A 22256-nucleotide genomic window follows, 5' to 3' on the forward strand; every position below is an offset into this window, starting at 1 on the left:
AGTTCGACGGAGTTACGCGTCGGCGGTGTGCGTCTGGCGACAATTCGAATTTCCTGCGAACGCCGTGTGTGGCGATGGCAACGATCACGTCGAATTCCGGCTGCCCGCGCGCTGCCGAATTGCCGCGCGCGGACGCGCCGTTCATACGCCCCTAGGGCGGCCCCGCCCGCCGGGCCCGCAAAGCGTTGGCCGACGATGTGTCACCGCCCGCATAAGGGGGCCGCGTTGGTGGCACGATGGTCCCTGGCGGGGGTGTGCGGGGCCGTACCCCCCGGGCCGGGAGAGTGACCGACCTAGGGTGTGATCAGTGTGGCCATTTCGCTGTCAGTGGTACTGCTGTTGGCGATCATCCTTGTGGTGCTGATCCGCGGGGGATCGCTCAAGGCGGGCCCCGCGATCGTCGCGGTGCTCTTCGGCTTCTTCCTCGCCTCGACCGGCATGGCGCCCTCCATAAACCGCTTCCTGAACCAACTGGCGGAGACCATCAACTCGATCAGCTTCTGAGGCCGGCGCCGCCGGAGCCGTCCGCTCGGGACGCTCCCTGCAACGCCCGTAGCGACGCCACCAGTTGGTCCACGTCCTGTGACGTGTTGTAGAGCGACAGCGAGGCCCTGGCCGCCGATTCCAGGCCGTAGTGCGCGAGCGCGGGCTGCGCGCAGTGGTGGCCCGCGCGGACGGCGATCCCGTCGCGGTCCAGCCAGTCGGCCACCGTGGCCGGATCCCGGCCCGCGAGCGTGAAGGTCAGCACCGCGATCCGGTCGGGCGCTGAGCCCAGCACGGACAGCCCCGGAACCGTGGCCATCGCCTGCTGCGCGTATGCCATCAGCGCGTTCTCGTACGAGGCGATGGCCTCCCTGTCGAAGCCGGACAGCCAGTCCAGCGCGGCCAGCAGGCCGACCACGCCGGAGATGTGCCCGGTGCCCGCCTCCAGGAGGTGCGGCGGGGGAGCGAACGCCGTCCGCTCGAAGGAGACGGACTCGATCATGTTGCCGCCGCCCTGCCACGGCTTCAGCGCCGCCATGACCTCCGGCTTCGCGTAGAGGGCGCCGATACCGGTGGGCGCGAACAGCTTGTGCCCGGAGAACGCGTAGAAGTCGGCTCCCAAATCCTGTACGTCGACGGGCATATGGGCGACCGCCTGGGCGCCGTCCACGAGCACCTTGGCGTCGTAGCGGTGGGCGAGCGCGGCCATCTCCCTGACCGGCGGCACGGTGCCGAGCACGTTCGACGCCTGGCTGACCGCGACCAGCCGGGTGCGGTAGGACAGCAGGTCCGCGAAGGCGTTCTGGTCGATCTGCCCGTCGGCGTCCAGCGGGACAGGGACCACCCTGGCCCGGGTCTCCTTCGCGATCATCTGCCAGGGGACGATGTCCGAGTGGTGCTCGAGGACGGGGACGAGGATGTCGTCGCCGGGGCCGAGGTTGGCCCGCCCCCAGGTCTGCGCGACCAGGTTGATCGCCTCGGTCGTCCCGCGCGTGAACGCGACGGTCTCCGGCGACTCGGCCCCCAGGAACGAGGCCACCGCCGCGCGCCCGCCCTCGTACAGCTCCGTCGCCTCGCGCGCCATGGTGTGGGCGCCGCGGTGGATGTTGGAGTTGGCGGTGGCGTAGTACGCGGTGAGGGCCTCGATGACCTGGCGCGGCTTCTGGGTGGTGGCGGCGTTGTCGAGCCACACCAGCGGATGGCCGTTCACCGTGCGGTGCAGGATCGGGAAGTCCTGCCGCACCGCTTCGGCGGAGAAGGCGCCGGGCGCGGCGGCGGGCTCCACGACCGGTGGCGCGGCGGCGGGCTGTGCGGGCTGCGGAGCGGCGGCGGGCTGTGCCACCTGAGGAGCGGCGGCGGGTGCGGCGGCCGTGCCCACAAGGTCACGAATAGTCATGGTAGGTGCCCACCTCGACGTTCTGGAGGACCGCGATGGCGTCCTCCACGAGCACCGCCGTGTTGAAGTACGCCGTCATGAGGTGCGAGGTGATGCCCTTGTTGTCGACGCCCATGTTCCGCATGGACAGACCGGGCTCGACCTCGTCGGGCACCTCGGTGGGCCGCAGCCCCACCACGCCCTGCTCGGCCTCGCCCATCCGCATCAGCAGGATCTCCGTGGTACCCGTGTGGGCGCCCACGCCGTTGCTGAACCGCACCTTGTCGGACGGCAGCAGCGGCACCCCGCGCCAGGTCAGCAGCGGACTGCCGAACCGGTTGTCCGTCACCGGGGGCACACCCCGCCGCGTACATTCCCGCCCGAACGCGGCTATCGCCTTGGGGTGCGCGAGGAAGTAGCCGGGCTGCTTCCACACCTTCGCGAGGAGCTCGTCCAGGTCGTCGGGGGCGGGCGCCCCGGTGCGGGCCTGCACGCGCTGCCCGGCGGAGACGCTGTTGAAGAGGCCGAACTCCGGGTGGTTCAGGAGCGAGGCCTCCTGCCGCTCCCGCAGCGCCGCGATGGTCAGGTTGGCCTGGGCCCGGGTCTGGTCGATGGGGCCGTTGTAGAGGTCGGCGACGCGGGTGTGCACGCGCAGCACGGTCTGGGCGAGCGTCATGTGGTACTCGCGGGGCGCGTCCTCGTAGTCCACGAAGGTCCCCGGCAGGTCGGGCTCGCCGACGTGCCCCGAGGCCAGGTCCACCGGCACCTCGCCGCCCGGCAGCGACCCGTCGTCGGCGGTGTAGGCGGCGATCGCCGTGCACGTCACCTCGTCCCGCTCGGCGATCGCCGTGAGGGCCGCGCGGTCGGCGCAGAGCGCGGTGCCGCGGGTGAGGGCCTGCACGCGGTACGGCATCGGCTCCTCGCCGGTCCACGCGCAGAGGTCGAAGAACTGTCCGTCGCCGACGACGTCGAGCAGCGCGTCCTCGCCGTACCGCCCGGTGACCCGCTTCTCGGCCCGCCCCTGCACGAGCACCCACAGCCGGTCCGCCCGGTCGCCCTCCTGGACGAGCACCTGACCGGGCTCGAACGTCACCTCGGTGAAGGCGTCGGCCAGCTCGGCCACGGTGGCGTCGTCGGCCTCGCGCAGGTAGGGCACCTCACGTAAGTCGCCGGGCACCACGCGCGTGGTGCCGTTCTCGTCGTACGTGGTGATGCGGTCGTCGCCGAGAACGTAGGTGCGGCGGCGGTTGACGCGGTAGACGCCGGAGTCCACGTCGACCCAGGGCAGGGCCCGCAGCAGGTACCGCGGCGTGATGCCCAGCATCTGGGGAACCGTCTTGGTGGCGGTCGCCAGCTGCCGTGCGGCATCCGGTCCGAGAGACAGGCGATCGGTCATCGGATTCCTCCTGGAAGTACGGGTGGGGGGGACCGATCGTCCGAGAGTGATCCGCGGACCCACAAGGGTTCATTTGTCACGATTGAGCGTGACAGGCCGGAAACAGCCGGTGACGGCGAAGCTCCCGGTCCGCTGAGCGGCGCGGCAGCCGCGGAGCGCCGGACTCCGGCGGACCGGCAGGCCGGTATGGGGCGCGATACGTCCCTGAGGGCGCGCTATGCGCCTGCCCTACAACCCGTTATGGGGCGGGGCGCAAAGACCCCTCACGGACCCGCGCCCTCCGGTGCTGCGCGCCGGTGCGCGGGCGGCCCGGCGGGCCGCCCGGAACGCAGAAAACCCCAGACCGTTCCCGGCCTGGGGTCTTCTCGTGAGAGCGGGCGACGGGAATCGAACCCGCGTAGCTAGTTTGGAAGACTAGGGCTCTACCATTGAGCTACGCCCGCACAGTTCGCGCCACGACGCGGAAGCCGCGGCACGACAGGCATCGTAGCGGGTCATGGGCCCTCGCCGCACGCCCCCCTCACTCGGTCCCGCTCAACCGGGGGCCGCACTGCCTGCGGGCATGTACCCTACGTGTCGCACCGACGGGGTGTGGCGCAGCTTGGTAGCGCGTCCGCTTTGGGAGCGGAAGGCCGTGGGTTCAAATCCCGCCACCCCGACCACCTTGTTCCTCCCCACCTCCCCCTCCGTGGGACGCCCTGCAAGATCGCATTGTGGCTCGGCTCCTGCATGCCGTTACTATGCAAGCTGTGTGCCCGTGTGTCTCTGAGCCGGGCTCAATCCCAAGAAGTCAGCCCCAAGGAGACCGAACCGTGAAGAGCGCCGTGGAGACCCTGAACCCGACCCGGGTTCGGCTCACTGTTGAGGTGCCCTTCGAGGAGCTCAAGGACAGCCTCGACGCGGCCTACAAGAAGATCAACCAGCAGGTCACGGTGAAGGGCTTCCGCAAGGGCAAGATCCCGGCCCGTGTCATCGACCAGCGGTTCGGCCGCGGCGCCGTCCTCGAAGAGGCCGTCAACGACGCGCTCCCGAAGTTCTACACCGAGGCCGTGAACGAGGCCGAGCTCAACGTCCTGGGCCAGCCCGAGGTGGACATCACCGAGCTGAAGGACAACGAGACCCTCAACTTCACCGCTGAGGTCGACGTCCGTCCGGCCATCGAGATCCCGGACTACTCCGGCATCGAGGTCGAGGTCGACGCGGTCGAGGTCAGCGACGAGGACGTCGACAAGGCCGTCGAGGAGCTGCGCGAGCGCTTCGCCTCCACGTCCCCGGTCGAGCGTGCCGCCGAGGACGGCGACGTCGTGACGATCGACCTGGAGGCCAAGGTCGAGGGCGAGGTCCTGGAGGACGGCGTCGCGTCCGGCGTCTCCTACACGATCGGCTCCGGCGAGCTCCTCGAGGGCATCGACGACGCCGTCAAGGGCCTGGAGGCCGGTGGCGAGGCCACCTTCACCTCCGAGCTCAAGGGCGGCTCCGCGGCCGGCAAGGAGTCCGAGGTCACCGTCAAGGTCACCCAGGTCGCCAAGCGCGAACTGCCGGAGCTGGACGACGACTTCGCGCAGCTCGCCTCCGAGTTCGACACCCTCGACGAGCTGAAGGCCGACAGCCGCAAGCGCCTCGAGAACATGAAGCAGTACGACCAGGCCACGCAGGCCCAGGAGCGCGTCCTGGAGAAGCTGCTCGAGCTGGTCGAGGTCCCCGTCCCCGAGAAGCTCCTCGCGGACGAGATCCAGACCCGCAAGCACAACCTGGTGAACCACCAGCTCGGCCAGATGGGCCTCGACCTCGCGAAGTACCTGGAGATCCAGGGCAAGACCGAGGAAGAGTTCGACGCCGAGACCAAGGAGCAGGCCGAGAAGGGCATCAAGACGCAGTTCGTCCTCGACGAGCTCGTCAACAAGGAGAAGCTGAACGTGAACCAGGAGGAGCTCACCGAGCACCTCATGCGTCGCGCGCAGTCCTCCGGCATGTCCCCCGACCAGTTCGCCCAGGCCGTCGTCGAGGGCGGCCAGGTCCCGATGCTGGTCGGCGAGGTCGCCCGCGGCAAGGCCCTCGCGGTCGTCGTCGAGGCGGCGTCGGTCAAGGACACGAACGGCGAGGTCGTCGACCTGGACGACGAGGACGAGACGGCTGCCGCCGAGGGTGAGCAGACCGAGGCGACCTCCGACGCCTCCGAGGAGAAGACCGAGGCCTGAGCCTCGCTCTGACGCTCGCACACCGGGCCCCCAGGACTTCTCGGTCCCGGGGGCCCGGTGTCTTTGGGGGCGCGGGGAACTGCGCGATCAGCCCCCACGGGGCCGCGGGCGCGTCTGCCGCCGCGAGACCCATGGCGGGCGCGGCTTGTGGGGGTTGCTCGCGCAGTTCCCCGCGCCCCTTACGGGGCACGACCGGCACTGGTCAAGGCTCCCCCGCCAGAACCTGCGCTCACAGCGAACAGTTGGTTCTCCGGGATTCCCGGAGGGACCCCGCGCGTTAGGGTCCATGAATACGAGGGCAGGGGAGTCCCCGAAGCCGCCCCGGAGCGGCGAGCACGCGGGGTCCCAGGTCCCAAGAAGACGTGAGACGGCCCGGCGCCGTCGCAAGACGAGCAGGTGGATACGTGACGAATCTGATGCCCTCCGCCGCCGGCGACCCCTCCATCGGTGGTGGCCTCGGCGACCAGGTCTACAACCGGCTGCTCGGTGAGCGGATCATCTTCCTCGGCCAGCCGGTCGACGACGATATTGCCAACAAGATCACCGCACAGTTGCTGCTCCTTGCCTCCGACCCGGACAAGGACATCTACCTCTACATCAACAGCCCGGGCGGCTCGATCACGGCCGGCATGGCGATCTACGACACCATGCAGTACATCAAGAACGACGTGGTGACGATCGCGATGGGCATGGCGGCGTCGATGGGCCAGTTCCTGCTCAGCGCCGGTACGCCGGGCAAGCGCTTCGCCCTGCCGAACGCCGAGATCCTGATCCACCAGCCGTCCGCGGGCCTCGCGGGCTCCGCGTCGGACATCAAGATCCACGCCGAGCGCCTCCTTCTCACCAAGAAGAAGATGGCCGAGCTCACGGCGCACCACACCGGTCAGACCGTCGAGCAGGTCACGCGCGACTCGGACCGCGACCGCTGGTTCGACCCGCAGGAGGCCAAGGAGTACGGCCTCATCGACGACATCATGTCCAGCGCCGCCGGTATGCCGGGCGGGGGCGGCACCGGAGCCTGAGCCCGTGCTCAGCGCCCCGAAGCCAGTACCCAAGCCCCTCCCCTCTCAGGAGAAACCAGAGATGAACAACTTCCCCGGCAGCGGCCTCCTCGGGCGCGCGCAGGCCGAGAGCGGCCAGGCCGAGTTCACCGGCGCCAGCGCCGAGTCCCGTTACGTCATCCCGCGCTTCGTCGAGCGCACCTCGCAGGGTGTGCGCGAGTACGACCCGTACGCGAAGCTCTTCGAGGAGCGCGTGATCTTCCTCGGCGTGCAGATCGACGACGCCTCCGCCAACGACGTCATGGCGCAGCTCCTGTGCCTGGAGTCGATGGACCCGGACCGCGACATCTCGATCTACATCAACAGCCCGGGCGGCTCGTTCACGGCCCTCACGGCCATCTACGACACGATGCAGTTCGTGAAGCCCGACGTGCAGACCGTCTGCATGGGCCAGGCCGCCTCCGCCGCCGCCGTGCTCCTCGCGGCCGGTACGCCGGGCAAGCGCATGGCCCTGCCGAACGCGCGCGTGCTGATCCACCAGCCCTACAGCGAGACCGGCCGCGGTCAGGTCTCCGACCTGGAGATCGCCGCCAACGAAATCCTCCGGATGCGTGCGCAGCTGGAGGAGATGCTGGCCAAGCACTCCACGACGCCGATCGAGAAGATCCGCGACGACATCGAGCGCGACAAGATCCTCACGGCCGAGGACGCGCTCTCCTACGGCTTGGTCGACCAGATCATCTCCACCCGGAAGATGAACAATTCCGCGGTTGCCTGACGCAGAGCTGTAGCATCTGCCGCTCCTTGGCATGGTTCGCGTACGACTCGCGTCGAAGTGAACCGTGCCAAGGGGGGCCCGAACGGGGGGCCCGGCAGGGTACCGTCGGATATGAGGCACCAGGAGCCGCTGAACGTGGCGTCTCCCAGGCGAAGGGGAAGCACCTCGTGGCACGCATCGGTGACGGCGGCGATCTGCTCAAGTGCTCGTTCTGCGGAAAGAGTCAGAAGCAGGTCAAGAAGCTCATCGCAGGCCCCGGTGTGTACATCTGCGACGAGTGCATCGACCTCTGTAACGAGATCATCGAGGAAGAGCTCGCGGAGACGAGCGAGGTGCGCTGGGAGGAACTTCCCAAGCCTCGCGAGATCTACGAATTCCTTGAGGGCTACGTCGTGGGCCAGGAGCCCGCGAAGAAGGCCCTCTCGGTAGCGGTGTACAACCACTACAAGCGGGTCCAGGCCGGAGAGAACGGCGGCGCGCAGGGCCGTGACGACGCGATCGAACTCGCGAAGTCCAACATCCTGCTGCTCGGCCCGACAGGATCCGGCAAGACGCTCCTGGCACAGACGCTCGCCCGCATGCTGAACGTCCCGTTCGCCATCGCGGACGCGACGGCGCTGACGGAGGCCGGCTATGTCGGCGAGGACGTCGAGAACATCCTGCTCAAGCTGATCCAGGCGGCCGACTACGACGTCAAGAAGGCCGAGACCGGGATCATCTACATCGACGAGATCGACAAGGTGGCCCGCAAGAGCGAGAACCCCTCGATCACCCGCGATGTGAGTGGCGAGGGCGTCCAGCAGGCGCTCCTGAAGATCCTGGAGGGCACCACGGCCTCCGTACCGCCGCAGGGCGGCCGCAAGCACCCGCACCAGGAGTTCATCCAGATCGACACGACGAACGTGCTCTTCATCGTGGGCGGCGCCTTCGCCGGCCTCGAGAAGATCATCGAGTCGCGGGCGGGCGCGAAGGGCATCGGCTTCGGCGCCACCATCCGCTCGAAGCGCGAGCTGGAGGAGAAGGACCAGTTCGAGGACATCATGCCGGAGGACCTGGTGAAGTTCGGGATGATCCCCGAGTTCATCGGCCGACTCCCCGTGATCACCTCGGTCCACAACCTCGACCGCGAGGCCCTGCTCCAGATCCTGATCGAGCCGCGCAACGCGCTCGTGAAGCAGTACCAGCGCCTGTTCGAACTCGACGGCGTGGAGCTGGACTTCGAGCGCGAGGCCCTGGAGGCCATCGCGGACCAGGCGATCCTCCGCCAGACCGGCGCGCGCGGCCTGCGCGCCATCATGGAGGAAGTCCTTCAGTCGGTGATGTACGAGGTGCCGTCCCGCAAGGACGTGGCCCGCGTCGTCATCACGGCGGACGTCGTCCGTTCGAACGTCAACCCGACGCTGGTGCCGCGCGAGGCGCGCGGTCCGGGTGCCGGGGAGCAGAAGTCCGCGTAACGGCGAAGCAGGTCGGCAGTACGCCGAAGGGGACGCCCCGCGAGTGATCGCGGGGCGTCCCCTTTCGGTGTGTCAGACCTTCACGCGGACCGCCTTGCGGACCTTGAGCGTGGTGGCCGAGGCGTTGCTGAGCGAGACCTTGCCCGCCATGGCGTTCGCGACCTCGACGGGGACCACGACGCCGAGCGTGCTGTGGTCGCTCCAGATGCAGACCGGCATGTGGATCTCCTTGGGGGCCGACGAGCTGCTGCCCGCGCTGTCGTTCTCGATCACCGACTCCTGGCACTTGAGGGCCGCGGCGCTCGTGCCGAAGTCCTTGGGGCTGCCGACCAGTTCGCCGGTCTCCGAGTCCTTGCCCTGCGAGTCCTTCTCCAGCTTGGCGAACATGGCGTCGACGACCTTCGCGGGGTCGTCGATGTCGCCGTAGACGCCCATGAACTGGATGGCCTTCTGGCCCAGGGGATTGCTGTCGTCGCCCGCCTGGTAGGTGGCGTCGACGTCCTGGGGGTCCTGCACGCCCGCCTTCTCGGCGGCCGTCAGGTCGCTGGAGTTGAAGCCGCCGCTGTCGTCGTCACTCTTCTCGTACTCGCCGAGGATCGTGGCGGGTGTGGTCAGGGTGTGGGGCCCGTCGTCCTTGATGCCGCCGTCCGCGACGTTCGATGAGCCGCCGTTCTTGCCGCCGCCCTTGTCGTCGTCGCTGCCCGCGAAGAAGAGGTAGCCGCCGACAGCCGCGGCGGCGACCACGGCGACGGCGGCGATGATCAGGCCGGTCTTCTTCCTGCCGCCGCCCGGGGGCGGGGGCGGGACCTGCCCGTAGGGGACCTGCGGGGGCATCTGGCCGTAGGGGGCCTGGAGCTGCTGCCCGTAGGGGCCCGGCTGCTGGGGCTGGCTGTAGCCACCCTGCTGGGGCGCCTGCTGCGGGTAGCCGTAACCGGGCTGTGACGGGGGAGCCTGCTGGGGATAGCCGTAGCCGGGCTGCGGGGCTTGTGGGGGCTGCCCGTAGGGGCCGGGCTGCTGCGGCGGGACGCCCTGCGGCGGCTGACCGTACGGGCCGGGCTGTGGCGGCTGCTGCCCGTACGGGCCGGGCTGCGGGGGTTGCTGTCCGTACGGGCCCGGCTGGTTGAAGCTCATGGGTGGGGTCCCCCTTCGGAACGTTTATGTGTTCCTGACATCCTGACGCAGCGGGGCCCGGCCTGATGACCGGGCCCCGTCATGCCGGGAACGACGGGCCGCGGCGGGCCCGGCAGGGCGTCAGCTCTTGACGCGGACCTCCGCGCGGAACTTGGCCGTGGTGGTCGCGGCCTCGTCGAGGTCGACCGACGTACCCGAGAGCGCGCTCGCGACGTCCGTGGTGACGACGTAGCCGATGGTGCTGTGGTCGCCCCAGATGCAGGTGGCGGCGGACATCTCGCTCGGTCCCGAGGCGCCGGCCGAGGAGCCGGAGGTACCGGCCGTGGAGCCGGAGGCGCCCGCTCCGCCGCCCATGGCGACCTTCATCTCCTGGCACTTCAGGACGGCGCCGTTGAGCTCGGCGGGCTTGTACTCCTTGGGCTCGCCGACCAGCGTGACCTTCCGGCCGGTGTCGCTGCCGGACATCTCGTTCTTCTCCTTGGCGTTCGTGAACATGTGGTCGACGACGCCCTCCGGGTCCGCGATGTCCCCGTACACGCCGCCGAAGCTCAGTATCTTCTGCGCCATCGGGTTGTCCTTGCTGCCCGACTGGTACCCGGCGTGCACGTCCTTGGGGTTCTTCACCCCGGCGGCCTCGGCCTTGTCCAGGTCGATGCTGTTGAGGCCGTCGGACTGCTCCTCGTTCTTCTTGTACTCCGTCAGGACGGTCGACGGCGTGGTCAGCGTGTGCGGACCGTCGTCCTTGATGCCGCCGTCCTCGCCACCGCCCCCCGCGACGTTCGATGAGCCGCCGTTCTTGCCGCCGCCCTTGTCGTCGTCGCTGCCCGCGAAGAAGAGGTAGCCGCCGACAGCCGCGGCGGCGACCACGGCGACGGCGGCGATGATCAGGCCGGTCTTCTTCTTGCCGCCGCCGGGCGGCGGGGGCGGGACCTGCCCGTAAGGGGCCTGCGGGGGCATCTGGCCGTAGGGGGCCTGGGGCTGCTGCCCGTAGGGGCCCGGCTGCTGGGGCTGGCTGTAGCCACCCTGCTGGGGCGCCTGCTGCGGGGCTTGCGGGGGGTAGCCGTAGCCGGGCTGGGGCGCCTGCGGCGGCTGGCCGTAGGGGCCCGGCTGCTGCGGCTGCTGGCCATACGGCCCGGGCTGCTGGGGCTGCTGCCCGCCGTACGGGCCCGGCTGGTTGTAGCTCATTACTGGGGTTCCCTCCCGATGCTTATATGTTGCGAACATCCTGTCGGACGTACGTACGGGGTTGGGCCCCAGGGCCGGATCGATGCGAGGTTGTTGAACGGCTGTTCCAGAGGCCGGACGTACGGGCGGTCGTGCGGGCGTGCGTACGGCGGACGTCATGGCCCCGGGACGGCGCACCGCCCCGGGGCTTCGTCCACCCGCACTCCGCTACGCCTTGACGCGGGCCGCCTTGCGCAGGTCGGCGGCGAACCCGGCGACCTCGTCCGCGGCCAGACCGCCACCGCCGCCCTTCGCCATCGCCGCCACGTCCACGCCGAACACGATGCCGTACGTACTGTGGTCGGCCCAGATGCAGATCGGCAGCTTCGTCTCGTCGCCGTCGTCCTTGATGCTTGCGGTCTGGCACTTCATGACGGCGTTGTCGAGGCCGTCGGGGTCGACGCTCTCGGGGCTGCCGACGAGTTCGACCTTGTCACCGGCGTCGGTGGACTTGTCCGACTCCTTCTCGGTGTTCTCGTCGGCCTTGGCGAAGCCGTTGTCGACAGCCTTCTCCGGGTCGTCGATCTCGCCGTACATGCCCTGGAAGCTCATCTGCTTCCCCTTCATGGCCGATCCGGAGCGGTACGAGGCCGCCACGTTCTCGGGGTTCTTGATGCCGACGGCTTCGGCGTTCTTCTTGTCGCCGGAGCCGAGCGGACCGTCGTCGGGACCGTCGTCCCCGCCCTTCTTGTACTCGCCCACGGAGGCCGGCGGCACCAGCTTGTGCGCGCCGTCGTCCTCGACCGAGGCCGAGTCGCCCCCGCCGAAGACGAAGTACGCGCCGACGCCGATGGCCGCGACCACGGCGACGGCGGCGATGACGAGGCCGGTCTTCTTCTTGCCGCCACCGGGCGGCGGGGGCGGCGGGACCTGCCCGTACGGGGCCTGGGGCGGCTGCTGAGGGTAGCCGTAGCCGGGCTGGGGCTGCTGCGGCTGCTGGGGATGGCCGTAGCCGGGCTGGGGCTGCTGCGGCGGCTGACCGTAACCCTGCTGGGGCTGCTGCCCGTACGGCCCCGGCTGCCCCGGCTGCTGCCCGTACGGGTCCGGCTGGTTGTTGCTCATGGTGTGGGTCCCCCCGAGAATGCTGACGTGTCCCGGACATCCTGAACGAAGCCGGGGTTCCGTGGGGGCCCCACGGCCAACCGTTACCGAAGATTCCGGTTTCGGGACCGCCGCGCGACCCCTCTAAACTGACCGCGTGACCGAGAACGCTCAGCAGCAGCCCCCAGCGACCACTCCCGAACTGCCGACCCAGTACGCGCCGGCCGAGGTAGAGGGGCCGCTGTACGAGCGCTGGGTAGAACGCGGTTACTTCTCCGCCGACGAGAAGAGCGAGAAGCCCCCGTACACCGTCGTCATTCCGCCGCCGAACGTGACGGGCGCGCTCCACCTGGGCCACGCCTTCGAGCACACGCTGATCGACGCCCTCACCCGCCGCAAGCGCATGCAGGGCCACGAGACGCTCTGGCAGCCCGGCATGGACCACGCGGGCATCGCCACCCAGAACGTCGTGGAGCGCGAGCTCGCCAAGGAGGGCAAGTCCCGCCACGACCTCGGGCGCGAGGCGTTCATCGAGCGCGTCTGGAAGTGGAAGGGGGAGTCCGGCGGTCAGATCTCCGGGCAGATGCGCCGTCTCGGTGACGGCGTGGACTGGTCGCGTGAGCGGTTCACGATGGACGAGGGCCTCTCGCAGGCCGTCCAGACGATCTTCAAGAAGCTCTACGACGACGAGCTGATCTACCGCGCCGAGCGCATCATCAACTGGTGCCCGCGCTGTCTGACGGCGATCTCCGACATCGAGGTCGAGTACCAGGACGACGACGGCGAGCTCGTCTCGATCAAGTACGGCGAGGGGGACGAGACGCTCGTCGTCGCCACCACCCGCGCCGAGACGATGCTCGGTGACACCGCCGTCGCGGTCCACCCCGACGACGAGCGGTACAAGCACCTGGTCGGCAAGCAGATCAAGCTGCCGCTCACCGACCGCACCATCCCGGTCGTCGCGGACGAGCACGTCGACCCCGAGTTCGGCACCGGCGCCGTCAAGGTGACCCCGGCCCACGACCCGAACGACTTCGAGATCGGCCAGCGCCACTCGCTGCCGAACATCGCGGTCATGGACGAGCACGCGGTCATCACCGCGCACGGCCCCTTCCAGGGACTGGACCGCCTGGAGGCCCGCTCCGCCATCGTCGGCGCGCTGCGCGCCGAGGGCCGCATCGTCGCCGAGAAGCGTCCGTACACCCACTCCGTCGGCCACTGCTCGCGCTGCAAGACCACCATCGAGCCGCGCCTGTCCATGCAGTGGTGGGTCAAGGTCGGCCCGCTCGCGAAGGCCGCGGGCGACGCGGTCCGCGACGGCAAGGTCAAGATCCACCCGCAGGAGATGGAGAAGCGGTACTTCGACTGGGTCGACAACCTCCACGACTGGTGCATCTCGCGCCAGCTCTGGTGGGGCCACCGCATCCCCGTCTGGTACGGCCCGAACGGCGAGGTCGTCTGCGTCGGCCCCGACGACGAGGCGCCCACCGGCGAGGGCTGGCGCCAGGACAACGACGTGCTCGACACGTGGTTCTCCTCGGGCCTGTGGCCGTTCTCCACGCTCGGCTGGCCCGAGCAGACCGACAGCCTCGCGAAGTTCTACCCGAACTCCGTCCTGGTCACCGGCTACGACATCCTCTTCTTCTGGGTCGCCCGGATGATGATGTTCGGCTTGTACGCGATGGACGGCACCCCGCCGTTCCACACGATCGTGCTGCACGGCATGGTCCGCGACCAGTTCGGCAAGAAGATGTCGAAGTCCTTCGGCAACGCGGTCAACCCGCTGGACTGGATGGACAAGTACGGCTCGGACGCCCTGCGCTTCACGCTCGCCCGCGGCGCCAACCCCGGCACGGACGTGCCGATCGGCGAGGACTGGGTCCAGGGCTCGCGCAACTTCGCCAACAAGATCTGGAACGCCACGCGCTTCGCGATGATGAACGGCGCGACGATCGAGGGCGACCTGCCTCCGGCCGAGCAGCTGTCCGCCACCGACCGCTGGGTCCTCTCCCGCCTCAACGCGACGGTCGCCGAAGTCGACGCGCTCTACGACGACTACCAGTTCGCCAAGCTCTCCGACGCCCTCTTCCACTTCGCGTGGGACGAGGTCTTCGACTGGTACGTCGAGCTGTCCAAGACGACGTTCATGGCGGGCGGCGAGGGCGCGAAGGTCTCGGCCCGCGTCCTCGGCGAGGTCCTGGACGTCACCCTGCGCCTGCTCCACCCGATCGTGCCGTTCGTGACGGAGACGCTCTGGACGGCACTGACCGGCGGCGAGTCGCTCGTCATCGCCGACTGGCCGTCGGACAGCGGCTTCCGCGACGCGGCGGCCGAGCGCGAGATCGAGACCCTCCAGCAGGTCATCACGGAGGTCCGCCGCTTCCGCGCCGACCAGGGCCTCCAGCCGGGCCAGAAGGTCCCGGCCCGCCTGACCCTGGACGGCACCGCGCTGGCCCCGCACGAGGCGGCCATCCGCCAGCTGCTGCGCCTCCAGCCCGAGGGCGACGCCTTCACGGCGACGGCGACGCTGCCGGTCTCGGGCGCCACCGTCGCGCTCGACCTGTCCGGCACGATCGACGTCGAGGCCGAGCGCAAGCGCCTGGCCAAGGACCTGGCCGCCGCCGAGAAGGAGAAGGCGCAGGCCACGGCGAAGCTCGGCAACGAAGCGTTCCTGGCGAAGGCGCCCGACCAGGTCGTGGACAAGATCCGCGGCCGCCTCACCAAGGCCGAGGCCGACATCGCCCGCCTGCAGGCGCAGCTGGAGGCACTGCCGGCCGCGTAGCACCCGCGCAGTCGAAGGCCCCGGGACCGCCACATCGGTCCCGGGGCCTTCGCGCGTACGGCCAGACGTACGGCCAGGCGTATGGCCAGGCGTACGGCCAGATGTACGGCCAGGCGTACGCCTAGGTGATCGACTCGGCGACCGGGCCGGTGGCCTGCCGGCCGATGGGCCCGTGCTCCTCAGGAACGCGCGGCAGTAGGTCCAGACCGAGCCGTTCGAGTTCCGCCTCGGCCAGCGCCTCCAGGGTCTGCGGATCGCCGTTGCGCCAGCCCTCGGCGAGGCTGCCCGGCGTCGCGCCCGCCATGTTCGCCGCCATGATCGCCACTTCGTGCAGCGGTCTGAGCAGGGTGCGCAGGGCGAGGATCTCGCGGCCGTCGTCGGAGGCGGCGAGGTCCCGGGCGGCGGCCGCCTGCCGGATCCAGCGCAGCCTGCGCGGCAGCCAGGCGGCGAGCATGAGGCCGACGGGCAGGACGAAGAGGGCGAGGGCACCGACGGCCACGGCGATCCGGACGATCACCGGATCCATCGCGTCGACGGCCTCGGCGAGACGCCGCAGCACGAGGTCGACGCGCTCGCCGACCAGTGGCAGCGGCGCGCTGTGCTCCTGTATGGCGCGGGGGAGGGCGAGCAGACAGGCCAGCCGGTACGCGATGACGGCGACGGTGGCCCACAGCGCGGTCCACAGGAGCACCCCGGCGTCGCCGGCGAGCTGATGGGTCCGCCTGGAGGGGTTCTGGGCATACCACATGGTCCGATTTGACCCCCGGAGTGCACCGAGACGGCGCAGCCGCGCCGAAAGTACACCCGTTGTGTGCACAACCGGATGATTCGCCCACAAGGGCGCGGAGTGCGGCACATCACCAAATCGAGGACCTAGGTCCGGTGGAAAGGGCCGAAAGACCTTGGATGATGGAAGGCATGCGCAACCTGCCCGCCGCCCAGGCGATTCGCCAGGCGGCGGCCGCGGTGGGCCGCCTGGATGATCGCTGGTCGCAGTCACCGCGCACGCAGGACGTGCTCACGGCGGCCAGTGCCTTCGCCCTGATGAGCCTGGACGTCCCCGGCCTCGCCGAGGCGGACAACTCCCTCACGGGACCACTCGCCGCCCTGGTCCTCGCGGCCGGCGCGTCCTTCCTCCTGCTGCGCCGCAGGCTGCCCTGGTTGCCGTACGCGGTCGCCCTCTTCCTGCTGAGCTGGCTGCACGAGCTGACCCTCGCCCAGTTCGCGCTGTACTCCCTGGCGCGCTACCGGGGCCGCCTCGCGGGCACGCTCGGGGTCATCGGCTACGTCGGCTTCGCGTACGTGATGTTCAACCTGCCGGGCTGGCCGGCGCACCGGGGGGACACGCTCGGCGCCTTCCTGAGCCTCGTCGTCCCGATCGGTGTGCTCGCGGCGGGCGTCGGCGTCGCGGCGAACCGGCAGGACCTGGTCCGCGCGCTCGCCGCGCAGCGCGCGGAGACCGACACGCTGCACGCCGTCCAGCAGGAGCGGGCCCGCGTCGCGCGGGACGTGCACGACTTCGTGGGGCGCGAGCTGACGCTGCTGAGCGTGCGGTCGCAGGTGCTGGGGCGCAGGGCCGCGGGCGGGCCCTTCGAGAAGGACTTCGAGGAACTCTCGGAGGCGGCGCGCAGCGCGCACCGGATGCTGAACGAGATCATCGTGCAGCGCGGCACGGACGGCGCCCCGACCCCCGGCATCGACGCGCTCCCCGAACTCGCCGAGCGCAGCGGCCGCGCGGGCAGCCCCGTCGACCTCCTGATCGACGACGCGGCCCACCGCCTCTCCCCGCTCCGCCAGGCGGCGGTCCACCGGGTGGTCCAGGAGTGCCTGACGAACGCGGCGAAGCACGCGCCGGGCGAGAGGGTGACGGTCCGTGTGGACCTGGAGGGCGACCGCCTGCGGATCACCGTCAGCAACCCGCTGCCCGCCGCGGCCCCCGTGACCGCGCCGGTCTCCGCGGGCACCGGGACGACGGGAATGGCGGAGCGGATCCGGGCGGTGGGCGGAACGTTTGCGGCGGGGCCGCGGGGGCGGGTGTACGAGGTGTGCGCCACGTTGTCCGCGGGGCGGCTGGCCGAGGCGTGAGGGGGCCGTCGGCCGGGTGCGGGTCCCGGTGCCGGGTGCCTGGTGCGGGGCTGTTGGGGCTGAACGCGTTCTTCGCCTGCGGGCCGCCCGGGGCCGAGCGCGCAGTTCCCCGCGCCCCTGGGTGGTCCTGCCTCGCCGCCCGTCGAAGGTGCCGCCAAGGGGGCGCGGGGAACTGCGCGACCAGCCACGTCCGGCCCGCGGCCGAGCCACAGCAGCCTCCGGGAGGGGGACGCAGGCCGCCGCCCCCGCACGGGAGGCCTACGCCGCGGTCAAGCCCCGTTCGAGCCCGTCGAAGTCCTCCACGCACTTCCCGCAGCCCAGCGCCACACTGTCCAGCGGGTCGTCCGCGACGAAGACCGGGATCCCCGTGGCGGAGGCGATCCGCAGGTCCAGCGCGGGCAGCAGCGCCCCGCCGCCCGTCAGCACGATGCCGTGCTCCATGATGTCGCCGGAGAGCTCCGGCGGGCACTCCTCCAGCGTCGCCTTGACCGCCGCGATGATCTGCTCGACCGGCTCGTCCAGAGCGGCCCGCACCTCTCGCGCCGTCAGGTCCACGGTCTTGGGCAGGCCGCCCACCTTCTCTCGCCCCCGCACGGTGAACGTCCGCATCTCCAGCGCGTCCTCGCCCGGCACCGGCCACGCGGACCCGATGGCGACCTTGATGTCCTCGGCGGTGCGCTCGCCGATGAGCAGCGCGTGCTCCTTGCGCACGAAGTCGGTGATGGCCGTGTCGAGGCGGTCGCCGCCCACCCGCAGCGACTGGGCCGTGACGATGCCGCCCAGGGAGATCACCGCGACCTCGGTCGTGCCGCCGCCGATGTCGACGACCATCGAGCCGCGCGGCTCGGCGACCGGAAGGCCCGCCCCGATGGCCGCCGCCATCGGCTCCTCGATCAGGTGCACGGCCCGCGCCCCGGCCCGCTGCGACGCGTGCACGATCGCGCGCCGCTCGACGGGCGTGACCCCGCTCGGCACGCAGACGACCATGCGCGTACGAGGCCTGCGCCCGGGTACCGCCTTGCGCACGAAGTGCCGGATGAGTTCCTCGGCGGCCTCGTAGTCGCTGATCACACCGTCCCGCAGCGGCCGGATGGCGGTGATGGACCCGGGTGTGCGCCCGATCGTCTCCTTGGCCTCCGCCCCCACGGCGAGCACGCCGCTCTTGCCTCCACGGCTCGCCCGCACGGCGACCACGGACGGCTCGTTGAGCACGATGCCCTTGCCGCGCACGTAGAGGAGGGTGTTCGCAGTGCCGAGGTCGATACCTATGTCCATGATCGCCAAGTTTGCCCGGTGGGGCCGCCGAACGGAGGGTCGAAGGTCCCGAATCGGACAGGTCGAAAGTCCCGACGAAGGCCCTGGAGGGCCGCGTGAGGTCCGCGTAGGGTCCGCGTGCGGTCTGTGCGCCGAACTACCTGGAGGTCCTGACCGCGCGTGTCGGCGCCGCTCCGTAGACTGGCGTGCGTGAGTGACCTCCCCCCGCATGACGACGACCGACCCGCCGAGCCCGACGACGCCTTCGAGGAGATCGTCGGCGCCGAGACGGACCGCGATCCCGACCTCGCCGTGATCGAGGCGGGCAGCCGCACCCTGCGCACCCAGGCGGGCCCGCCCCAGGGCGACGTCCCCGCCCGCCCCACCGACCCGGAGGTGGACAGGGCGCTGCGCGAGGTGGAGGCGGAGCTCGCGGGCCGCTGGGGCGAGACGAAGCTGGAGCCCTCCGTCAGCCGCATCGCCGCGCTGATGGACGTTCTGGGCGAGCCGCAGCGCGCGTACCCCTCGATCCACATCACGGGCACGAACGGCAAGACGTCCACGGCCCGCATGGTCGAGGCGCTGTTCTCCGCCTTCGACCTGCGCACCGGCCGTTACACCTCGCCGCACGTCCAGTCGATCACCGAGCGCATCAGCCTGGACGGCGCGCCCGTCGAGGCCGAGCGCTTCATCGAGTCGTACAACGACATCAAGCCGTACGTGGAGATGGTCGACTCCCAGCAGGAGTACCGCCTCTCGTTCTTCGAGGTGCTCACCGGCATGGCGTACGCGGCCTTCGCCGACGCCCCCGTGGACGTGGCCGTCGTCGAGGTCGGCATGGGCGGCAGCTGGGACGCGACGAATGTGATCGACGGCTCGGTCGCCGTCATCACCCCCATCGACCTGGACCACACGGACCGCCTCGGTTCCACGGTCGGCGAGATCGCCAAGGAGAAGGCCGGCATCATCAAGCCGGGCGCGACGGTGATCATGGCTCAGCAGCAGGTGGACGCCGCGCAGGTACTCCTGAAGAAGTCCGTGGAGGTCGACGCGACGGTGGCCCGCGAGGGCCTGGAGTTCGGCGTCGTCGCCCGCCAGGTGGCGGTCGGCGGCCAGCTCCTGACGCTCCGCGGCCTCGGCGGTGAGTACGAGGAGATCTTCCTGCCGCTGCACGGCGAGCACCAGGCGCACAACGCCGCGGTGGCGCTCGCCGCCGTCGAGGCGTTCTTCGGCATCGGCTCGCAGCACACGCGCGCGCTGGACATCGAGACGATCCGCAAGGCCTTCGCTTCGGTGTCATCGCCGGGCCGCCTGGAGGTGGTGCGCCGCTCGCCCACCGTCGTCCTCGACGCCGCGCACAACCCGGCGGGCGCCCGCGCCGCGGCCGCCGCGATCAGCGAGGCCTTCGACTTCAGCCGGCTGATCGGCGTGGTCGGCGCGAGCGACGACAAGGACATGAGGGGGCTCCTCGAAGCGTTCGAGCCGATCTTCGCCGAGGTCGTCGTCACGCAGAACTCCAGCCACCGGGCGATGGACGCGGACACGCTGGCCGGACTCGCCGTCGAGGTCTTCGGTGACGACCGCGTCCAGGTAGAGCCGCGTCTGGACGACGCCCTGGAGGCGGCGATCACCCTCGCCGAGGAGGAGGGGGAGTACGCCGGTGGCGGCGTACTCATCACTGGTTCCGTCATCACGGTCGGCGAGGCCCGACTGCTCCTGGGGAGAGGCTGATTCCTGTGCGTATGCTCTGCGCCTCGACGCTGATCGGCGAGTTCTTCGTCATCGGCTTCGCGGGTCTGGTCGCCATGAAGGACGACGACCTGTCGATGGGCACGGTCTGGACGGTCTGCGGCATCGCGATGGCGGTGTCCCTGCTGCTCTGCGGAATGATCACCCGGCCCGGTGGGGTGCAGCTCGGCTGGGCGCTGCAGATCGCGCTGATCGCGAGCGGTTTCGTGGTGCCCACGATGTTCTTCCTCGGCGCGGTGTTCGCCGCCCTGTGGTGGGCGTCGGTCCACTTCGGCCGCAAGGTCGACGAGGCGAAGGCCCGGTTCGCGGCCATGACCGAGGGGCAGGCGCAGGGGCAGCCGGAGGCCGGAGGTAACCCCGCGTAGCCGTCCCCGGTATCGTGCGGCCCAATCCCGTTGACAGAACTCTTTTGGAGCCGCACATGAGCCAGCGCACCCTCGTCCTGCTGAAGCCCGACGCCGTCCGTCGTGGTCTGATCGGAGAGATCATCGGCCGCATCGAGCGCAAGGCGGGCTGGACGATCTCCGCGCTGGAGCTGCGCTCGCTCGACCAGGAGACCCTGGAGCAGCACTACGGCGAGCACAAGGGCAAGCCCTTCTACGAGCCGCTGGTCGCCTTCATGTCGTCGGGCCCGGTCGTCGCGCTCGTCGTCGAGGGCGAGCGGGTCATCGAGGGTGTGCGCGCCCTCGCCGGGCCGACCGACCCGATCGCCGCGGCGCCCGGTTCGATCCGCGGCGACTTCGGCACGATCGTCCGGGAGAACCTGATCCACGCCTCGGACTCCGAGGAGTCCGCCGAGCGCGAGCTCAAGATCTTCTTCCCTGGTGCCGCCTGAGTCGGACGCCCCTGACGTGAAGTCAGAACGGCGCCGGGCCAGCCGGAACGGAGCCGGGACGGCCGGAGGAATTCGGCCGTCCCTTGGCATATGCACCCCGATCGGGGGAACGCATGCCCCCTATGGCACGTCTCCAAGGGCGAGGCGGCACATCATCTGCTGACAATGGCGAAGACCCTCGCGCCGTCTTCGCGCGGCCGAGACTACGATGGAAGCCTCCACTGCCACACAGCACCCACCTCGCCTACCTAAAAAGCCATCAAACGCTCCACTAGGGAAGGCCAGACGCATCCTCATGGGGAACAACATGTCGTTCATCGGCCGTGACATGGCTGTCGACCTCGGGACCGCCAACACGCTGGTGTACGTCAGGGGTCGGGGGATCGTACTCAACGAGCCGTCCGTCGTCGCGATCAACACCAACACCGGTGGCATCCTCGCGGTGGGCGCCGAGGCGAAGAAGATGATCGGGCGCACGCCCGGCAACATCGTCGCGGTGCGTCCGCTGAAGGACGGCGTCATCGCCGACTTCGAGATCACCGAGCGGATGCTCCGCTACTTCATCCTGAAGATCCACAAGCGGCGCTACCTCGCCCGTCCGCGCGTCGTCGTCTGTGTGCCCTCGGGCATCACCGGCGTCGAGCGCCGCGCCGTCATCGAGGCCTCCTCACAGGCCGGCGCGCGCCAGGTGCACATCATCGAGGAGCCCATGGCCGCGGCCATCGGTTCCGGTCTGCCGGTCCACGAGGCCACCGGCAACATGGTGGTCGACATCGGCGGCGGCACCACCGAGGTCGCCGTCATCTCGCTCGGCGGAATCGTCACGGCACAGTCGATCCGCGTCGCGGGCGACGAGCTGGACAACGCGATCATCCAGCACATCAAGAAGGAGTACTCCCTCCTCCTCGGCGAGCGCACCGCCGAACAGATCAAGATCACCATCGGTTCGGCGTACGACATGGACGCCGACGAGCACACCGAGATCCGCGGCAGGGACCTGGTCTCCGGGCTGCCCAAGACCGTCGTCATCTCCGCCGCCGAGGTCCGCAAGGCCATCGAGGAGCCGGTCAACGCCATCGTCGACGCGGTGAAGACCACCCTCGACAAGTGCCCGCCGGAGCTCTCCGGCGACGTGATGGACCGCGGCATCGTCCTCACCGGCGGCGGCGCCCTGCTGCGTGGCCTCGACGAGCGGCTGCGCCGGGAGACCGGCATGCCGATCCACATCGCCGAGGACCCGCTCGACAGCGTGGCGCTCGGCTCCGGAAAGTGTGTCGAGGAATTCGAGGCGTTGCAGCAGGTGCTGGACGCCCAGCCGCGCAGATGATCTGACGCGCGAGGATCCGCCGTACGCGTGCTTGCCACGTCGTGCGGCGGATCGTTGATATAGAGGCAAGACAGAAAAATCCAGGCAACGCAGAAAATTCCCCCGAACCGCGTGGAACGCGCAACTTCCACGCCATTCCGATT

18 protein-coding genes and 2 tRNA genes are annotated in these 22256 nt (G+C 70.0%); 12 read left to right on the forward strand and 8 right to left on the reverse strand.

Translation table 11 applies throughout. The features are described 5' to 3' along the window. Positions 1–309 precede the first annotated feature (309 nt). The gene (locus AC07DI_RS19135; RefSeq protein WP_030783273.1) at positions 310–504 is read left to right on the forward strand and encodes a hypothetical protein; all 195 of its coding nucleotides are present in this window, start codon (positions 310–312) and stop codon (positions 502–504) included. Here the strand turns inward: AC07DI_RS19135 and AC07DI_RS19140 are convergent. The 3 genes from AC07DI_RS19140 to AC07DI_RS19150 all read right to left on the reverse strand — a co-directional run bounded on the left by AC07DI_RS19140 (position 494) and on the right by AC07DI_RS19150 (position 3697). Next, on the reverse strand, positions 494–1879 hold the full coding sequence (locus tag AC07DI_RS19140) for a SufS family cysteine desulfurase (protein ID WP_478905322.1): 1386 nt from the start codon (positions 1877–1879) through the stop codon (positions 494–496). The two genes, AC07DI_RS19135 and AC07DI_RS19140, sit on opposite strands and share 11 nt — an antisense overlap. Continuing rightward, positions 1866–3254 (reverse strand): family 2B encapsulin nanocompartment shell protein, encoded by a 1389-nt coding sequence (locus tag AC07DI_RS19145; protein ID WP_478905323.1) that lies wholly within the window; start codon positions 3252–3254, stop codon positions 1866–1868. The genes AC07DI_RS19140 and AC07DI_RS19145 overlap by 14 nt, the downstream gene beginning before the upstream one ends. 372 nt (positions 3255–3626) lie before the next feature. After that, positions 3627–3697 (reverse strand) — tRNA-Gly (locus AC07DI_RS19150). A gap of 142 nt (positions 3698–3839) precedes the next feature. Here AC07DI_RS19150 and AC07DI_RS19155 point away from each other — a divergent pair. From AC07DI_RS19155 to clpX, 5 genes are all read left to right on the forward strand, one after another. Further along, a tRNA-Pro gene (locus AC07DI_RS19155) sits at positions 3840–3916 on the forward strand. Positions 3917–4066: 150 nt separating this feature from the next. Beyond that, positions 4067–5452 (forward strand): trigger factor, encoded by a 1386-nt coding sequence (gene tig / locus AC07DI_RS19160; RefSeq protein ID WP_478905324.1) that lies wholly within the window; start codon positions 4067–4069, stop codon positions 5450–5452. Between the two features lie 416 nt (positions 5453–5868). Beyond that, a complete protein-coding gene (locus tag AC07DI_RS19165; protein ID WP_190538051.1) occupies positions 5869–6474 on the forward strand; it encodes an ATP-dependent Clp protease proteolytic subunit in 606 nt (201 codons plus the stop codon). A 61-nt stretch (positions 6475–6535) separates the two neighbouring features. Further along, complete coding sequence (locus AC07DI_RS19170) at positions 6536–7231, forward strand: ATP-dependent Clp protease proteolytic subunit (RefSeq protein ID WP_384257491.1); 696 nt, start codon at positions 6536–6538, stop codon at positions 7229–7231. A 167-nt stretch (positions 7232–7398) separates the two neighbouring features. Then, positions 7399–8685: an ATP-dependent Clp protease ATP-binding subunit ClpX gene (clpX, locus tag AC07DI_RS19175; RefSeq protein ID WP_384257494.1), complete on the forward strand. Its 1287-nt coding sequence runs from the start codon at positions 7399–7401 to the stop codon at positions 8683–8685. A 72-nt stretch (positions 8686–8757) separates the two neighbouring features. On the opposite strand, the gene AC07DI_RS19180 is transcribed toward clpX, so the two are convergent. From AC07DI_RS19180 to AC07DI_RS19190, 3 genes are all read right to left on the reverse strand, one after another. Next, positions 8758–9816, reverse strand: coding sequence for a hypothetical protein (locus AC07DI_RS19180; protein ID WP_478905325.1), 1059 nt, complete (start codon positions 9814–9816; stop codon positions 8758–8760). Between the two features lie 120 nt (positions 9817–9936). Continuing rightward, positions 9937–11001: a hypothetical protein gene (locus AC07DI_RS19185; protein ID WP_478905326.1), complete on the reverse strand. Its 1065-nt coding sequence runs from the start codon at positions 10999–11001 to the stop codon at positions 9937–9939. Between the two features lie 207 nt (positions 11002–11208). Then, complete coding sequence (locus AC07DI_RS19190) at positions 11209–12102, reverse strand: hypothetical protein (RefSeq protein WP_478905327.1); 894 nt, start codon at positions 12100–12102, stop codon at positions 11209–11211. Positions 12103–12238: 136 nt separating this feature from the next. On the opposite strand from AC07DI_RS19190, the gene AC07DI_RS19195 reads away from it, so the two are divergent. Continuing rightward, positions 12239–14863, forward strand: coding sequence for a valine--tRNA ligase (locus AC07DI_RS19195; protein WP_478905328.1), 2625 nt, complete (start codon positions 12239–12241; stop codon positions 14861–14863). Positions 14864–14984: 121 nt separating this feature from the next. On the opposite strand, the gene AC07DI_RS19200 is transcribed toward AC07DI_RS19195, so the two are convergent. Beyond that, entirely contained in the window at positions 14985–15611 is a 627-nt protein-coding gene (locus AC07DI_RS19200) for a hypothetical protein (protein ID WP_478905329.1), read from the reverse strand. Positions 15612–15781: 170 nt separating this feature from the next. On the opposite strand from AC07DI_RS19200, the gene AC07DI_RS19205 reads away from it, so the two are divergent. Continuing rightward, the gene (locus AC07DI_RS19205; protein WP_478905330.1) at positions 15782–16948 is read left to right on the forward strand and encodes a sensor histidine kinase; all 1167 of its coding nucleotides are present in this window, start codon (positions 15782–15784) and stop codon (positions 16946–16948) included. 258 nt (positions 16949–17206) lie between these two features. Here AC07DI_RS19205 and AC07DI_RS19210 read toward each other — a convergent pair whose 3' ends face one another. Continuing rightward, complete coding sequence (locus tag AC07DI_RS19210; RefSeq protein ID WP_384257514.1) at positions 17207–18223, reverse strand: rod shape-determining protein; 1017 nt, start codon at positions 18221–18223, stop codon at positions 17207–17209. Between the two features lie 189 nt (positions 18224–18412). Between AC07DI_RS19210 and folC the strand changes: the two genes are divergently transcribed. The 4 genes from folC to AC07DI_RS19230 all read left to right on the forward strand — a co-directional run bounded on the left by folC (position 18413) and on the right by AC07DI_RS19230 (position 22113). Beyond that, positions 18413–19933, forward strand: coding sequence for a bifunctional tetrahydrofolate synthase/dihydrofolate synthase (folC, locus tag AC07DI_RS19215; protein ID WP_384257517.1), 1521 nt, complete (start codon positions 18413–18415; stop codon positions 19931–19933). 5 nt (positions 19934–19938) lie between these two features. Further along, complete coding sequence (locus AC07DI_RS19220) at positions 19939–20316, forward strand: DUF4233 domain-containing protein (protein WP_384257519.1); 378 nt, start codon at positions 19939–19941, stop codon at positions 20314–20316. Between the two features lie 56 nt (positions 20317–20372). Next, positions 20373–20786 carry a nucleoside-diphosphate kinase gene (gene ndk / locus AC07DI_RS19225; protein ID WP_384257522.1) on the forward strand — a complete coding sequence of 138 codons (414 nt, stop codon included), beginning with the start codon at positions 20373–20375 and terminating at the stop codon, positions 20784–20786. Between the two features lie 307 nt (positions 20787–21093). Then, a complete protein-coding gene (locus tag AC07DI_RS19230) occupies positions 21094–22113 on the forward strand; it encodes a rod shape-determining protein (RefSeq protein ID WP_030362602.1) in 1020 nt (339 codons plus the stop codon). The last annotated feature ends 143 nt before the right edge of the window (positions 22114–22256 follow it).

The organism is Streptomyces sp. NPDC044106 (genome assembly GCF_056433985.1).

Coding starts and splice junctions, on each gene's coding strand:
- ndk (WP_384257522.1), top strand. CDS start 20,373: ATGAGCCAGCGCACCCTCGTCCTGCTGAAGCCCGACGCCGTCCGTCGT.
- AC07DI_RS19165 (WP_190538051.1), top strand. CDS start 5,869: ATGCCCTCCGCCGCCGGCGACCCCTCCATCGGTGGTGGCCTCGGCGAC.
- AC07DI_RS19170 (WP_384257491.1), top strand. CDS start 6,536: ATGAACAACTTCCCCGGCAGCGGCCTCCTCGGGCGCGCGCAGGCCGAG.
- AC07DI_RS19145 (WP_478905323.1), bottom strand. CDS start 3,254: ATGACCGATCGCCTGTCTCTCGGACCGGATGCCGCACGGCAGCTGGCG.
- AC07DI_RS19210 (WP_384257514.1), bottom strand. CDS start 18,223: ATGGACATAGGTATCGACCTCGGCACTGCGAACACCCTCCTCTACGTG.
- AC07DI_RS19205 (WP_478905330.1), top strand. CDS start 15,782: ATGCGCAACCTGCCCGCCGCCCAGGCGATTCGCCAGGCGGCGGCCGCG.
- AC07DI_RS19190 (WP_478905327.1), bottom strand. CDS start 12,102: ATGAGCAACAACCAGCCGGACCCGTACGGGCAGCAGCCGGGGCAGCCG.
- AC07DI_RS19180 (WP_478905325.1), bottom strand. CDS start 9,816: ATGAGCTTCAACCAGCCGGGCCCGTACGGACAGCAACCCCCGCAGCCC.
- AC07DI_RS19200 (WP_478905329.1), bottom strand. CDS start 15,611: ATGTGGTATGCCCAGAACCCCTCCAGGCGGACCCATCAGCTCGCCGGC.
- AC07DI_RS19230 (WP_030362602.1), top strand. CDS start 21,094: ATGTCGTTCATCGGCCGTGACATGGCTGTCGACCTCGGGACCGCCAAC.
- AC07DI_RS19185 (WP_478905326.1), bottom strand. CDS start 11,001: ATGAGCTACAACCAGCCGGGCCCGTACGGCGGGCAGCAGCCCCAGCAG.
- AC07DI_RS19140 (WP_478905322.1), bottom strand. CDS start 1,879: ATGACTATTCGTGACCTTGTGGGCACGGCCGCCGCACCCGCCGCCGCT.